The sequence below is a fragment of the Pseudomonas sp. LB3P25 genome (genome assembly GCF_054897985.1).
In genome coordinates, this window is record NZ_CM142711.1 from 4198177 (window position 1) to 4212068 (window position 13892).

The following is a 13892-nucleotide window of genomic DNA, read 5'->3' on the forward strand; positions in this document are numbered from 1 at the left end:
GTCTGGAACGCTGGTTGGCGAGCGGAGTTGGGATTTTGGCCTGCATTTTGCCTTACCTGTATATACAGGAGCATATAGCTACCCTATTCCTCACCACCCTGACCTCAGGACACTTTCAATGTACGCATCGCTGCAGCTCAAACCCGGCCAACTCACCCTCGATCAATTGCGCGCCATTTACCAGTTGCAAAGCCCTTTCGAACTGGACCCGGCCGCACGCGACGTCGTCGATGCCAGTACTCGTACAGTAGACGAGATCATCGCCAACCAGCGCACGGTGTACGGCATCAACACCGGGTTCGGCCTGCTGGCACGGACCTCCATCCCCACCGAGTCGTTGGCCAAGCTGCAACGCAACCTGCTGCTGTCGCACTGCACGGGCACCGGCCCGTTACTGGATGACGCCAGTGTCGGCCTGATCATGGCGCTCAAGGTCGGCTCCCTGGCCCGTGGTTTTTCCGGGATTCGCTGGGAAGTCATTCAGGCCCTGAGCAAGCTCTATGCTGCCAGGGTTTATCCGTGCATACCGTCGCAAGGGTCGGTCGGCGCTTCGGGCGATCTGGCGCCGTTGGCGCATATGTCCGCAGTGCTGATCGGCGTCGGCCGGGTGCGTCATGAAGGCCGTGAGATGGATGCCCTCGAAGGCCTGGCGATTGCCGGTCTGGAACCGATGGTGCTGGGCCCGAAGGAAGGCCTGGCGCTGATCAATGGCACCCAGGTTTCGACGGCGCTGGCCTTGCGTGGTCTGTTCGCCTGCGAAAAACTGTTCAGCGCTGCGGTAGTCGCCGGCAGCCTGAGTGTTGAAGCGTTGAAAGGCTCGGACGTGCCGTTTGACCCACGGATCCAGGCCGTTCGCGGGCAGCCGGGGCAAATCGACGTGGCGTCGTTCTACCGCGAACTGCTGGCCACCAGCGAGATTCGCGAATCCCATCGCGATTGCGACCGGGTGCAGGACCCTTACTCGCTGCGCTGCCAGCCTCAGGTCATGGGCGCGTGCCTGGATCACATGCGTTTCGCCGCCGGGGTGTTTCTGCGTGAAGCCAATGCCGTCTCGGATAACCCGCTGGTGTTCTGTGCCGATGGCGACGTGCTCTCCGGTGGCAACTTCCACGCCGAGCCGGTCGCCATGGCCGCCGATGTGCTGGCCTTGGCCATTTCCGAAATTGGTGCCCTGTCCGAGCGGCGAATCGCCCAACTGGTTGATCCGGCACTGTCGGGGCTGCCGGCCTTTCTGGTGCGCGAAGGCGGTCTGAACTCCGGCTTCATGATCGCTCAGGTCACCGCTGCCGCCCTCGCTTCGGAGAACAAGACCCTCGCGCATCCAGCGTCAGTCGATAGCCTGCCGACTTCGGCCAACCAGGAAGACCACGTCTCGATGGCGACCTTTGCGGCACGTCGTTTGCTGGACATGGCCGGTAACAGCAGCGCGGTGGTCGCCATCGAACTGCTGGGGGCGGCTCAAGGCGTGGACTTGCATGCCCCGCTGCAGACCTCGGAAAAGCTCGGCGAAGTACTGACGATGATTCGCCGTGAAGTCGCGCACTACGATGAAGACCGCTATTTCGCCCCGGACATCGCCGCTGCACGGGCCTGGGTCGAGAATGCTGCGTTCACTCGCTGGTTGCCTGCCGAACGTCTGTATGGCTGATTTGTACATCCTGCTCTGTAAACCTGAGCAAAATCCGTTCGCCGCCGCGTTGCTGCGGCGAACACCTACTCTTTCGTAGCCGATGGGAAGTGCCATGCGCCGCTATTATTCAGGCCCGGACTATCGTCGAGCACAGAGCATTGCCGAGTTGGCAGTGATGGCCCGTCGACGCTTGCCGCATTTCGCCTGGGAATACCTGGAGGGTGGTGCGGAAGAAGAGTTGACCTTGCGCCGCAACCGCCAAGGCTTCGCTGAAATCGCCCTGCTCCCGCAGACCCTGGTGCCCTGTTCTGTAACGCAACCCCAGCGCTCGCTGTTTGGTCGAGCGTTGCCGCTGCCCATCGCCATCGGTCCCACCGGCTACAACGCCATGCTCTATCGCGATGCCGATATTCACTTGGCCCGGGCCGCTACGGAGCGCGGCCTGCCTTTCACCCTGAGCACCGTTTCCACCAGCTCACTGGAGCAAGTGGTGGCGGCGGTGCCTGAGGTGAATCTCTGGTTCCAGCTATATTGCCTGCGTGATCCCAAGGTCCAGGAAGACCTGTTGCTACGCGCCAGCGCCGTGGGCTGCACGACCTTGTTGTTGACCAGCGATGCCGTGCTGCTGGGCAACCGGGAGTGGGACAAACGCAACTTTGTTCGCCCCCGGCAACTGAGCCTGCGCAACAAGCTCGACGTGCTGTGTCATCCACGCTGGATGGCCCAGGCAATGTGGCCACATGGCCTGCCGAACCTGGGCAACATCGAACGCTATCTGCCACCCGAGCAACGCAACATCGAAGGTGCCGCCCATTTTATCGGCAGCCAGATGGACACCGGGCTCGACTGGGATGCCCTCGCCCGACTGCGCGACCGCTGGCCACAAACACTGCTGCTCAAAGGGGTGTTGCACCCGGGCGATGCCGAGAAAGCTGTTGCGCTGGGCCTCGATGGACTGGTGGTGAGTAACCACGGCGGTCGGCAACTGGACGGCGTTCCCGCCAGCATCGACTGCCTGCCGGCGATTGCCGCCGTGACCAAAGGCAAGCTGACGCTACTGCTCGACAGCGGCGTGCGCCGTGGCACCGACATTCTCAAAGCCTGCGCCCTTGGTGCCGATGCAATTTTGCTCGGGCGCGCTACGTTGTATGGAGTGGCTGTTGGCGGACAAGCAGGTGCCCGTCATGCCCTCGACCTGCTCGCACAAGAGTTACGTTTAGCCCTGTCATTACTCGGCACGCCGGACCTGAACCAGCTCGACCGTCGTCAACTGTGCGCGACGTCTTCCACTTCCTTCACCGTGAGTTGAACCGATGAACGATCTGCAACAGACCCTCGAACAGTTGCGCCAGGCGCTGGGTGATGCCGCAGTGGTGACTGGCGCCGATATCAGTCAACGGCACTACAGCGACTGGACCGGCCATGCACCGGCCTGCCCTGCCGCGCTGTTGCTGCCGCGCACCACGGAGCAGGTCGCGAGCGCCTTGCGCATCTGCAATGACGCGGAGCAATCGGTGGTGCCCCAAGGAGGGATGACCGGACTGGCGGGCGGCGCAGTGCCTCGTGAGACGGACATTGCCCTGTCCCTTGAGCGGCTGCGCGGCATCGAGGAAATCGACCCGGCGGCGGCGACCATCAGCGTCTGGGCCGGCACGACGCTGGAGGAAATCCAGCAAGCGGTGCTCGAGGCGGGTTTTGTCTTCCCCCTGGATCTCGGCGCCCGTGGTTCGTGCCAGATCGGCGGCAACATCGCCACCAATGCCGGCGGCAATGCGGTGATCCGCTACGGCATGACCCGTGATTTGGTCCTCGGACTGGAGGTGGTCCTGGCCGATGGCCGGGTACTCAACTTGCTCAACAAGATGATCAAGAATAACTGCGGTTATGACCTGAAACAGTGCTTCATCGGCAGCGAAGGCACTCTTGGGGTGATCACTCGTGCGGTATTGAAACTGGCGCCACAGCCTGGCGAAACCACCACCCTGCTCTGCGCCCTGCCCGATTACGCCAGTGCGGTCAGTCTGCTGCGCCGGGTACAGCGCAGCGTCGGCACGCCGCAAGCGTATGAGCTTATGTGGCAAGACTTCTTCCGCCTGGGGGTTTCCTGGCTGGAAAACCCGACCGCCCCGATGTCGCTGGATCATCCGCTGTATGTATTGCTCGAGTGCGCCAGTCCTCGGGAACTGCTTGAACAAACACTGGAGGAGGCCTTTGCCGCCGGTGAAGTGGTTGATGCGGTATTGGCCAGTTCCCAGGCCCAGGCCCGGGCACTCTGGAAGATCCGTGAAGCGACCGGCGAATTCCCCCTGCGCATGACCCCGTTGAACTTCGACGTCAGCCTGCCCATCGGCCTGATCGGCGACTTCGCCGAACGCTGTCGCCAGCGGCTGGAGCAACGCTGGCCGGGCAACCACAGTGTGTATTTCGGTCACATCGGTGACAGCAACCTGCACCTGACCATCGACTGCGCATCCTTGCCCCAGCCCGCGCCCATCCTTGAGGTCGAGGAACTGGTTTACAGCGCTGTCGGCGAACTGGGCGGTTCGGTTTCCGCGGAACATGGCATCGGTCTGCTCAAACGCGAGTTTCTCCATCACTCGGTCAGCCTCGAGGCTCGCCAGGCGATGCAGCAACTCAAGAATTGCTTCGACCCCAAGGGCATTCTCAACCCGGGGAAAATCCTCGGCTGAGTTCAAATTCACCTGTATATACCGCTATGGCACGTTAACTGCTGTGTCTGTAATAGATGTCGCTGTCATGGACCAACCGCAACGTATAACTAGAACCAACACAACCATAAGCCTCGCTGTACCTGATGAAGGAGTTACACCATGCAACTCGATTCTCTGTTCAGTAAAAAATTCAACGGTCTATGCATCGCCTTGACCCTGGCTGGCGCCTGCATGGCCTCCCAGGCCGATCAGCTCGCCGATGTCAAAAAGGCCGGTGAACTGGTGGTGGGCACCGAGCTGCAATTTGCGCCTTTCGACTTCACCGAGAGTGGCAAACAGAAAGGCCTGAACGCTGAGCTGTTCGAGCAGTTGGGTAAGGAGTTGGGGGTCAAGGTCAGGTTCATGGACTTGCCATGGCCAAGCGTATTGCCGGGGCTGGAAGCGAAGAAATTCGACGTGGTTGCAGGTCCCATCATCGTCACCAAGGCGCGTAAGGAGCGTTACCACTTCGTGATGCCGATCGCCGAGGCGACGGTAGCGTTGCTGGTCAGCGCCAAGGACAGCCCGATCAATAAACCGGAAGACATCGCCGGCAAAGCCGTGGGCGCAGGCAAAGGCTCGGCACAGCTCGAAGAACTGAAAACTTTCGCCGCCACCCTGCCGAAAAAAGTCGATGTTCGTGAATACATTGACAACAACCAGGCCTACGCCGAGCTGGGAACCAAGCGCATCGTTGCGGTCGCCAACTCCCTGCCGAACATTTCCTACGTCGCCGCCCAACACCCGGACAAGTACAAAGTGGTGATGCCTCCGTTCGGCAAAAAATCCTATTTCGCGTACCTGGGGCGCAAGGATGACGACGCCAACAGTCTGATCGCAGCCCTCGATTCCGCCATGCTGAAAATGCACGATGACGGTCGCCTCGCCGCTCTGCAAAAGAAATGGCTAGGTACTGAAATGGACGTGCCAAAAGCTGACTTCGAGCCTACCTGGTAATCAGAATATGCGGGTTCGATGAACGGATCGCCGGCTCAGCCGAGCCGGTGATTTATCCATGCTGGAGGCACGACGATGTTCGATTGGCCTTTATTGCTGCTAAACCTGCCACTACTGCTGGACAGCCTGCTGGTGACCCTTGAGATTTCCGTCTTGGCACTGGCCATTGGCTTTGTCATCGGCGTTATCGTCGGGAGCTTGCGTCTTTCGCCCCTGCCGTTGCTCAGACGTTTGGGTGGCGCTTATATCTTCGTGTTCCGTGGCATTCCGCTGCTGGTGCAACTGCTGTTCATTTATTACTTCCTGCCGCGTATCGGCCTGCCCAACGTTTCACCCATGGTGGCGGCGGTGATCGGTCTGTCCCTGGCAGCCGGCGCCTATATCGCTGAAATCATGCGCGGTGGTTTTCTCGCCATCCCTGGCGGTCAGCTGGAAGCCGCCGGCCTGCTTGGCCTGAGTTCAGGACAAATGCTGGTGCGCATTCGTGTCCCTCAAGCCGTGCGCCTGACCCTGCCGGCACTGGTCAATGAAATGATCCTGCTGATCAAGGCTTCGTCACTGGTGTCGGTGGTGGGCCTGGCCGACCTGACTCGCACGGCCCAGAACATTGCGGCCAGTGACTACATGTTCGTTCAGGATTACCTGATGCTGGCCGGCTTCTATTGTCTGATCAACATCCCGCTGGCGTTCTTCGGCGGCTTGCTGGAACGCCATCTGAAGGAGCGTACCGCATGATCTTTGACCCCACGATCATCACCAATCACCTCGCAGATATCGGCCAAGGCTTCATGGTTACTCTCGGTACCTGGTCCGCCGGTGTCGCATTGGGTCTGTTGTTGGGCTTGTTGATTGCCGTCGCCCAACTGTTCGGCAACAGCCTGGTGCGCGCGCCGTTGCGAGTATTCATCGAGATGATTCGAAGTACGCCGTTTCTGGTCCAGTTGTTCCTGGTGTATTACGGCGGCCCGTCTTTCGGTTTGAGCCTGGACCCCATTCCGGCTGGCATTCTCGGTTTGGGCATTTATGGCAGCGTTTATTTCGCGGAAATTTTCCGTACCGGTTTTGAGTCCGTAGCCCGCGGACAACTGGAAGCCGCCGACTGCCTGGGTATCAGCCGCTTGCAATGCATCATGCGCATTCAGATTCCACAAATGCTGGTGATCATCCTGCCGGCGCTGGTCAATCTGGTCACCATCCTGTGCAAGGAAACCGCCGTGCTGTCGATCATCACCATCCCCGAACTGACCATGGTCCTCACCGGCATCGGCTCGGAAACCTTTGCCTTTGTCGAGACCCTGCTGGTGCTATGCATCGGCTACCTGCTGCTGGTGGAAGCCTGTTCCCGGATGGGCATGCTGCTGGAAGTACGCGTTGGGCGTTTCATGCAGAAGCAGCCGCGATGAGTACCCTCCTTCCTGCCGCCGCGGACCTGCGCGCGAAACCAGCCCCTTCGGCGCCAATAGCCCCGCCACACTCATCCGTATTGAAAAAATCAGGTGAAGCGATGAAGACTTCCAAGGCACTCTCCGACAATAGCGAGCCGATGCTGAAACTTCACAACGTCGGTAAGAGCTTCGGCAACCTGCGCGTACTCAAGGGTATCGACTTGCAGGTCCGGCATTCTGAAGTGGTGTGCCTGATCGGCCCCTCCGGCTCAGGCAAAAGCACACTGCTGCGCAGCATGGCGTTCCTTGAGGAATACGACGAGGGCGAAATTTTTATCGAAGGCCAGCTGCTTGGCTGGATGCCGGAAAACGGCAACGGCCGCAAGCGCGCGGCGCAGTCGCAAATCAATCTGGTGCGGCGCAATGTCGGTATGGTCTTCCAGCAATTCAACCTGTGGCCGCACATGACCGCTCTTGGCAATGTCAGTGAAGCCTTGTTGCGCGTGCGCAAGTTATCTGCCGATGACGCTCGGCAACGAGCCATGGCGATGCTTGATAAAGTCGGTCTAGCCCATAAAGCCACGGCCTATCCGGCGCAGCTGTCTGGTGGCCAGCAACAGCGCGTTGCGATTGCCCGGGCATTGGCCATGGAGCCGCACATCATGCTGTTCGATGAACCCACCTCCGCTCTCGATCCGGAGTTGGTCGGCGAGGTGCTGCAGGTCATGAAGACCCTCGCCAAAGAAGGTATGACCATGGTGGTAGTCACCCATGAGATGGGCTTCGCCGCTCAGGTCGCCGATTCGGTGGTGTTCCTCGATCAGGGCCAGGTGGTCGCTCATGGCACCCCTCACGAAATCTTTCACAACGCCGAACAGCCGCGACTGCAGCAATTTTTGCAGAACTACCTGGATCGCAACGCCTTCTGGCAGGACACCAAAGAGGTTAGCCCAGTATGAATGCCAACGACCTGAATCTGTTGGCCCGCGCCGAGGTGCGCGAACTGGCCAGCTACAATGCCGGCCTCGGCTCGGATGCAGTGCGCAAGCGTTTCGGTCTGACCCGCGTCGCCAAGCTGGGCAGCAACGAAAACCCGATGGGCCCGGCGCCTGCCGTTACCGCCGCCATGGCCCAGGCCTGCAGTGAAATTGCGCTTTACCCCGATGCCGGTTGCCAGGCATTACGCGCCGCACTTTCGAAAAAACTCGACGTACCGGAAGATCAATTGGTGTTCGGCAATGGCTCGGAAGATTTACTGAGCGTCATCAGTCGGGTGTTTTTAGACCATGACGATGAAGTAGTCACCGTGGTGCCCTCCTTCGGTTTGCATTTTATCTACCCAATGGCGGCCGGTGCCCGGGTGGTAGGCGTACCCATGACCGCCGAAGGCACTTTCGACGTGGCGGCGATGGTCGCAGCGCTCACGCCACGCACGCGTCTGCTGATGTTTTCCTGCCCGTCCAATCCGGTTGGCTGCACCCTCAGCGCCGACGAGTTGCAACAGTTGCTCAGCGCATTGCCCGCGCGGTGTTTGCTGGTGTTCGATGAAGCCTATTACGAATACGCCCGATGGGAGGCCGATTACCCGGATTGCCTGAGCTTAATTCAGGCCAGCGGCAAACCGTTTGTCCTGCTGCGAACCTTCTCCAAGGCTTATTCCCTGGCGGGCTTGCGCGTCGGTTACGGTATCGTGAGCGACCCACTGCTGGCCGATCTGATCAATCGTCTGCGCACGCCTTTCAACGTTAACCGCGTGGCCCAGGCCGCGGCCATTGCAGCGCTGGCCGATGATGAACATCTGCAAGCCTGCCTTTCCCATGTCGCCAGCGAACGCCGGCGGCTGGCGGTCGCGCTGCAGGAGCAAGGCATCTCGACCGCACCGTCCATGGCCAACTTCCTGTACTTCAGCACCCCTTATCCTGCCGAAGTCATCAATCAGTTACTGCTGCGTGAGGGGGTGATCATCAAGCCCTGGCGCGAAGCCGGATACGCTAATCACTTGCGGGTATCCATCGGAAGCTGTGAGGATAACGACCTTTTTCTCCAAGCCCTGGCAAGAGTCCTTGCCGTACAAGAAACGCGGACCGACTGATGATTAAAAATGCACCGCAAGCGCTCTATCAGCGCGCGAAGGATTTTGTGCAAGGCCAGCTTCGCGCGGGCGTTTGGAAACCCGGCGACCTGATCCCTTCAGAGAACCGTTTGGTGCAAGAACTGGGCATGTCGCGCATGACCGTCAACCGGGCATTGCGCGAACTGACCGAAGAAGGCCATTTGGTGCGAATTTCAGGCGTCGGCACCTTCGTGGCCGAAAGCAAACCGCAATCGAACCTGCTGCGAATCACCAACATTGCCGACGAAATCCTCGCTCGGGGTCACAGTTACACGTGCCGCGTCGTGCATCTGGGACGTGAGGCGGCCTCAATGCCAGTTGCCTCCGCTCTGGCGCTGACCACCGGCTCTTCGGTTTTTCATCTGATTTGCGTGCATTGCGAAGAAGGCGTCCCGGTGCAGCTCGAGGATCGTTACGTCAATCCCGAGCTGGTGCCGGAGTTCCTGCAGCAAAACTTTGGCGAACACCTGCAACCGGCCAGATACCTGTTGCAGGTCATCAAGCCCGATGAAATGGAACATATCGTCGAAGCCAGCCACCCCAGCAGCGATGAAAGCAAACACATGCAAATCGATGCCAATGAACCCTGCCTGGTCCTCATGCGCCGGACCTGGAGTCAGAGCAAAATCGTCACCTATGTGCGCTTGATCCATCCCTCCTCACGCTATCGCCTGGGCAGTCGCCTGCCGGTGAATGGAGCGCATAGAGACAGTTGAGGCCCGATGGCACTTGGACCGCCGGGATAACCCTTTTCAAACAGCTAAAATCGCCCTCACCCGTTCAGGTATAGCTTCGAACAGGTCCGCCACCAGGCCGTAATCGGCCAGGGCGTACAGATATTTGAAGTTGTCGACGTTCTGCATGCCACGGCCGCCGGAAACGACGATCTTCAGCGGTAAGTTCCGGACAGACCAATTCGACGAATTCTCGACTCAATACGTAGGTTGCGTTTTTCCGCGCAGTGTAGCCGAGCGCGTATCTGGCCATGGCCATGACTGAGCCAGAAGAAAAAGCAGCGCGTTTCAAACTGATGCAGGAGCACGGTATTAGCGATGCTGGATGCGGCAATACATGTGGCTGAAGACATCGATCCACCGATACACGCCGGGCAGAGGACGGTGCAGCTCAGTAGGAGTCAACACGCCAAAGTTCAACCCATGTCCAAAATAGTCGACTAACGGTCCCCCCGTTGGGCACAAACCCTGCAAAAGCACTCTCGACGAACATTTGACGTCAATCTACCGCCATACGAATTTCACGCTCAGCCCGCCCAATTGACGCAGTTCAATCGCGCAGGTCAGAGCACCACTGTGGCCGCGACATTTCATCCTCGCCTATAGGATCCTCGACATGATCGACCTCGCCACCTGGAATTTAAGCATCCCTGAAGGCAGCCCACCGGCCACCATAGAAACGCCTCAACTGGCGCAAGGGTTCAACGATAAGTATTTCAATTCTGACACCGGTACCCTTTCCTTCTGGGTACCTGTGACCGGTTCCAAGACGGCCAACGCTATTTACCCACGTAGCGAATTGCGAGAAACCTATAGCGATGGAACTGTGCGCAACTGGCAGTATTCAGCGGCGGATAACATTCTGCGGGCGAGTCTGACCGTCAATCAGGTGCCCAGCACCGGCAAGATCGTGATTGGTCAGATTCACAACAAGGACAGCAACAACCCCATGGTGAAGCTGGAATACCAATACAAAACGTCGGCTTCGACGGGAAACATTGTCGCCAAGGTGCGCATGCGCCCCGACGATGAAGAGGGCCAGGTCATTACCATTGCGACGGGTGTGCCGCTCAACCAGAACTTTTCCTACATGATCCACCTGAGCCCGAAGGGCGCGCTGGGCATCAGCGCAGCCGGAAACAACTGGAGAACCACCATCGACCCGAGCTGGAAGACCAAACCTCTGTATTTCAAAGCGGGTGCGTATGTGCAGGACAACACCGGCTATCCCACCGAGGGCGGAAAAGTGACGTTCAGGATGCTGGAAATCCACCACGATATTTAGTCGCTTCTTGCGGGCGTCGCAGCAGCATGGAAAGCTGCCCGACTGCCGCTTGTCAATTCATTGGCAGGCGATGCTCTACAGATCGACCTGACTCCGCACGCCACCCGATTCCCTTCCTGGGGCGGCCGCCAAAAACCCTGTTCAACCACTCCTGAGTATTGCAAGCGAGTCGTTTGTGATTTGCCCATCCTTGGTCACGCGGTGCGCCTCAGCATCGTCCGCTGCTGGAGCGTCGAGCCTTGCAAGCAGCAATGAGCACTCTGCCGACAACGCCCCAATTTAGCCTCTCAGCGTAGCGAATTCGCTTCTGTGAACGCACGATCAATGAGCAACGCAGTACTGCCGTTTCAGACTCGGAATTCGATGTACGTTTTAATGTTCAAAAAAAACGTGGCTGGTGGTGGTTTTCAATAGCTATCGCTGGAACGAAAAAAGAGGCCGAAGCCTCTCCTTTCAACGATAAACGTAAATGTCGCGCACAAAAAAACGCCACTCATTGAGTGGCGTTTTTTGTGAATCTTGGAGCGGGAAACGAGACTCGAACTCGCGACCCCGACCTTGGCAAGGTCGTGCTCTACCAACTGAGCTATTCCCGCGTCTTGGTGAGGCGCATTCTATAGAATCCAGATGCCCCGTCAACCCCTTGATTCAAAAAAGTTTATTTCTTTTCCACGTCGGTCTTCAGATGCGGCCAGGCAGCCCGTAAATATTGGACCATGGACCACAACGTCAGGCCCGCGGATATCAGCAGCAAGGCGTAACCCAGCAGTACCCAGAACGTGAAATCCGACGGATTGGCCAGCAGGATCACCAGCGCCAGCATTTGCGCGGCGGTTTTCCATTTGCCCAGGTTCGACACGGCGACGTGAGCGCGGGCGCCGAGTTCGGCCATCCATTCGCGAAGTGCCGAAACGACAATCTCGCGGCCGATGATCACGGCGGCCGGCAGCGTGAGCCACAAGTTGCCATGTTCTTGCACCAGCAATACCAGCGCAACGGCGACCATCAGCTTATCTGCCACGGGATCGAGAAAAGCCCCGAACGGTGTGCTTTGTTCCAGTCGGCGAGCCAGATACCCATCCAGCCAGTCTGTGGCGGCGGCAAATGCGAAGACCGAGGCGGACGCCAGGTAGCTCCATTGATACGGCAGGTAGAACAGTAAAATGAAGATCGGAATGAGCAGGACGCGTAGTACGGTAATCAGATTAGGGATATTCATCGGCACAACTGGCTACGAGGTGAGGGGGGCATTCTACTCGCTGTGCAGATTGGCATAAATCAACTCTGCGAGCTTTTTACTGATCCCGGGTGCTTTGGCGATCTCTTCGATGCTGGCACGAGACAGCTCCTGCAATCCACCAAAATGTTTCAACAAATCGCGGCGACGGGTCGGTCCGACACCGGCGACGCCCTCAAGTGTAGACGTGCGGCGAGTTTTCCCACGACGTGCGCGGTGCCCGGTAATCGCGAAACGGTGAGCCTCGTCGCGTATCTGCTGGATCAAATGCAGCGCAGGGGAATCGCCGCGCAAGGTGAATTCGTGGGCAGCATCGTTCAGGTACAGGGTTTCGAAACCGGCCTTGCGCGTGGCACCCTTGGCTACGCCCAGCAGAATCAGATCAGGCACGGCCAGTTCATTGAGCACGTCGCGGGCCATGGACAGCTGCCCCTTGCCACCGTCCACCAGCAAAATGTCCGGTAGCTTGCCCTCCCCGTCCTTCAGTTTGCTGAAACGTCGGGTCAGAGCCTGATGCATCGCGGCGTAGTCATCGCCCGGGGTGACGCCTTCAATGTTGTAGCGACGGTAGTCGGACTTGATCGGGCCTTCGGGGCCGAACACCACGCAGGATGCCACGGTCGCTTCGCCACTGGAGTGACTGATGTCGTAACACTCCAGACGCTGTGGCGGTTCGTCCAGGTTCAGCACTTCTGCCAGCGCGTCGAAACGTGCAGCAACGTGTTGACGATTGGCCAGGCGTGCTCCCAGTGCCTGCTCGGCATTGGTGACCGCCAACTGTTGCCAGCGTGCTCGCGTACCACGAACCCGATGACTGATGGTCAATTCACGACCGCGCAGCTCTTCGATGGCCGCAATCAGGGTCGGAAAATCTTCGTGAACCACGTTGACGATCAGCTCGCTCGGCAAGTCGCGCTCGGGACTGCTGATGAAGTACTGGCCGAGAAACGCCGCCATGACTTCAGAAACGTCCTCTTCAATACCCACCTGCGGAAAGAAGTTCTTGCTCCCCAGCACCCGTCCACCACGCACACTGATCAAATGAACGCAGGCCCCCCCCGGATTGACAAACGCCGCGATCACGTCGACATCGCCTGTCCCGCCTTCCATGCTCTGCTGATCCTGGACCCGGCGCAGTAATGAAATCTGATCCCGCAACTCGGCCGCACGCTCGAACTCGAGGTTGATCGCCGCCTCTTCCATTCCTGCGGACAACTCATCCGTCAACGCATTGCTGCGCCCCTCAAGGAACATCACCGAGTGCCGTACGTCTTCAGCGTATACCTCGGGCTCCACCAGTCCGACACAGGGCGCCTTGCAGCGTTTGATCTGGTATTGCAGACAAGGACGCGTGCGGTTCTTGTAATAGCTGTCTTCGCACTGCCGAACAAAAAACGTCTTCTGCAGCAGGCTCAGGCTTTCGCGAATAGCGCCGGCGCTGGGATAAGGGCCGAAATATTTGCCCTTGGCCTTTTTTGCACCGCGATGGATGCTCAAGCGTGGAAACTGACCATCCGAGAGAAAGACGTAGGGGTAGGATTTGTCGTCGCGCAGCAGGATGTTGTAAGGCGGACGCCACTCCTTGATCAGCGTCTGCTCAAGCAACAAGGCTTCGGTTTCATTGGCCGTAATCGTCGTTTCGACCTGAGCGATACGCGCGACCAGCGCCGCGGTCTTGGGCGCAAGACCGGATTTGCGGAAGTAACTCGACAGACGATTCTTGAGGTTCTTGGCCTTGCCGACGTAGAGCAGGCGTGCCTCGCTGTCGAACATGCGATACACACCGGGACGCCCACTGACCGTCGACAGAAAGGCGCTTGGATCGAAGGCTTCAGTCATT

12 protein-coding genes, 1 tRNA gene and 3 pseudogenes are annotated in these 13892 nt (G+C 58.8%); 12 read left to right on the top strand and 4 right to left on the bottom strand.

Annotated features, from left to right (window positions below):
* The first annotated feature begins 118 nt into the window (after window positions 1–118).
* From hutH to hutC, 9 genes are all read left to right on the top strand, one after another.
* Window positions 119–1648: a histidine ammonia-lyase gene (hutH, locus tag ACYZTW_RS19130; protein WP_462001326.1), complete on the top strand. Its 1530-nt coding sequence runs from the start codon at window positions 119–121 to the stop codon at window positions 1646–1648.
* A 94-nt stretch (window positions 1649–1742) separates the two neighbouring features.
* Window positions 1743–2939 carry an alpha-hydroxy acid oxidase gene (locus tag ACYZTW_RS19135; RefSeq protein WP_462001327.1) on the top strand — a complete coding sequence of 399 codons (1197 nt, stop codon included), beginning with the start codon at window positions 1743–1745 and terminating at the stop codon, window positions 2937–2939.
* A gap of 4 nt (window positions 2940–2943) precedes the next feature.
* Window positions 2944–4320: an FAD-binding oxidoreductase gene (locus ACYZTW_RS19140; protein WP_140682540.1), complete on the top strand. Its 1377-nt coding sequence runs from the start codon at window positions 2944–2946 to the stop codon at window positions 4318–4320.
* A 141-nt stretch (window positions 4321–4461) separates the two neighbouring features.
* Window positions 4462–5298 (top strand): transporter substrate-binding domain-containing protein, encoded by an 837-nt coding sequence (locus ACYZTW_RS19145; RefSeq protein ID WP_462001328.1) that lies wholly within the window; start codon window positions 4462–4464, stop codon window positions 5296–5298.
* Window positions 5299–5373: 75 nt separating this feature from the next.
* The gene (locus tag ACYZTW_RS19150) at window positions 5374–6033 is read left to right on the top strand and encodes an amino acid ABC transporter permease (protein WP_140682546.1); all 660 of its coding nucleotides are present in this window, start codon (window positions 5374–5376) and stop codon (window positions 6031–6033) included.
* Complete coding sequence (locus ACYZTW_RS19155) at window positions 6030–6701, top strand: amino acid ABC transporter permease (RefSeq protein ID WP_140682549.1); 672 nt, start codon at window positions 6030–6032, stop codon at window positions 6699–6701. The genes ACYZTW_RS19150 and ACYZTW_RS19155 overlap by 4 nt, the downstream gene beginning before the upstream one ends.
* Before the next feature lie 140 nt (window positions 6702–6841).
* Entirely contained in the window at window positions 6842–7642 is an 801-nt protein-coding gene (locus ACYZTW_RS19160) for an amino acid ABC transporter ATP-binding protein (protein ID WP_462005795.1), read from the top strand.
* The gene (gene hisC / locus ACYZTW_RS19165) at window positions 7639–8775 is read left to right on the top strand and encodes a histidinol-phosphate transaminase (protein ID WP_462001329.1); all 1137 of its coding nucleotides are present in this window, start codon (window positions 7639–7641) and stop codon (window positions 8773–8775) included. Before ACYZTW_RS19160 ends, hisC begins: the two co-directional genes overlap by 4 nt.
* The gene (hutC, locus tag ACYZTW_RS19170; RefSeq protein ID WP_462001330.1) at window positions 8775–9512 is read left to right on the top strand and encodes a histidine utilization repressor; all 738 of its coding nucleotides are present in this window, start codon (window positions 8775–8777) and stop codon (window positions 9510–9512) included. The genes hisC and hutC overlap by 1 nt, the downstream gene beginning before the upstream one ends.
* 102 nt (window positions 9513–9614) lie before the next feature.
* On the opposite strand, the pseudogene ACYZTW_RS19175 reads toward hutC, so the two are convergent.
* Window positions 9615–9702 (bottom strand): annotated as a pseudogene (locus ACYZTW_RS19175) (hypothetical protein); the annotation flags it as partial.
* A 61-nt stretch (window positions 9703–9763) separates the two neighbouring features.
* Between ACYZTW_RS19175 and ACYZTW_RS19180 the strand changes: the two are divergent.
* From ACYZTW_RS19180 to ACYZTW_RS19190, 3 genes and pseudogenes are all read left to right on the top strand, one after another.
* A pseudogene (locus tag ACYZTW_RS19180) lies at window positions 9764–9974 on the top strand (hypothetical protein); the annotation flags it as partial.
* Between the two features lie 172 nt (window positions 9975–10146).
* Window positions 10147–10815, top strand: coding sequence for a polysaccharide lyase family 7 protein (locus ACYZTW_RS19185; RefSeq protein ID WP_462001331.1), 669 nt, complete (start codon window positions 10147–10149; stop codon window positions 10813–10815).
* Window positions 10816–10881: 66 nt separating this feature from the next.
* Window positions 10882–11034 (top strand): annotated as a pseudogene (locus ACYZTW_RS19190) (ISL3 family transposase); the annotation flags it as partial.
* A gap of 301 nt (window positions 11035–11335) precedes the next feature.
* On the opposite strand, the gene ACYZTW_RS19195 reads toward ACYZTW_RS19190, so the two are convergent.
* The 3 genes from ACYZTW_RS19195 to uvrC all read right to left on the bottom strand — a co-directional run bounded on the left by ACYZTW_RS19195 (window position 11336) and on the right by uvrC (window position 13891).
* Window positions 11336–11411 (bottom strand) — tRNA-Gly (locus tag ACYZTW_RS19195).
* Between the two features lie 62 nt (window positions 11412–11473).
* Window positions 11474–12034: a CDP-diacylglycerol--glycerol-3-phosphate 3-phosphatidyltransferase gene (pgsA, locus tag ACYZTW_RS19200; RefSeq protein ID WP_008150904.1), complete on the bottom strand. Its 561-nt coding sequence runs from the start codon at window positions 12032–12034 to the stop codon at window positions 11474–11476.
* Window positions 12035–12067: 33 nt separating this feature from the next.
* Entirely contained in the window at window positions 12068–13891 is a 1824-nt protein-coding gene (uvrC, locus tag ACYZTW_RS19205; protein ID WP_462001332.1) for an excinuclease ABC subunit UvrC, read from the bottom strand.
* Window position 13892 lies beyond the last annotated feature (1 nt).

Coding starts and splice junctions, on each gene's coding strand:
- hutH (WP_462001326.1), top strand. CDS start 119: ATGTACGCATCGCTGCAGCTCAAACCCGGCCAACTCACCCTCGATCAA.
- ACYZTW_RS19135 (WP_462001327.1), top strand. CDS start 1,743: ATGCGCCGCTATTATTCAGGCCCGGACTATCGTCGAGCACAGAGCATT.
- ACYZTW_RS19140 (WP_140682540.1), top strand. CDS start 2,944: ATGAACGATCTGCAACAGACCCTCGAACAGTTGCGCCAGGCGCTGGGT.
- ACYZTW_RS19145 (WP_462001328.1), top strand. CDS start 4,462: ATGCAACTCGATTCTCTGTTCAGTAAAAAATTCAACGGTCTATGCATC.
- ACYZTW_RS19150 (WP_140682546.1), top strand. CDS start 5,374: ATGTTCGATTGGCCTTTATTGCTGCTAAACCTGCCACTACTGCTGGAC.
- ACYZTW_RS19155 (WP_140682549.1), top strand. CDS start 6,030: ATGATCTTTGACCCCACGATCATCACCAATCACCTCGCAGATATCGGC.
- ACYZTW_RS19160 (WP_462005795.1), top strand. CDS start 6,842: ATGCTGAAACTTCACAACGTCGGTAAGAGCTTCGGCAACCTGCGCGTA.
- hisC (WP_462001329.1), top strand. CDS start 7,639: ATGAATGCCAACGACCTGAATCTGTTGGCCCGCGCCGAGGTGCGCGAA.
- hutC (WP_462001330.1), top strand. CDS start 8,775: ATGATTAAAAATGCACCGCAAGCGCTCTATCAGCGCGCGAAGGATTTT.
- ACYZTW_RS19185 (WP_462001331.1), top strand. CDS start 10,147: ATGATCGACCTCGCCACCTGGAATTTAAGCATCCCTGAAGGCAGCCCA.
- pgsA (WP_008150904.1), bottom strand. CDS start 12,034: ATGAATATCCCTAATCTGATTACCGTACTACGCGTCCTGCTCATTCCG.
- uvrC (WP_462001332.1), bottom strand. CDS start 13,891: ATGACTGAAGCCTTCGATCCAAGCGCCTTTCTGTCGACGGTCAGTGGG.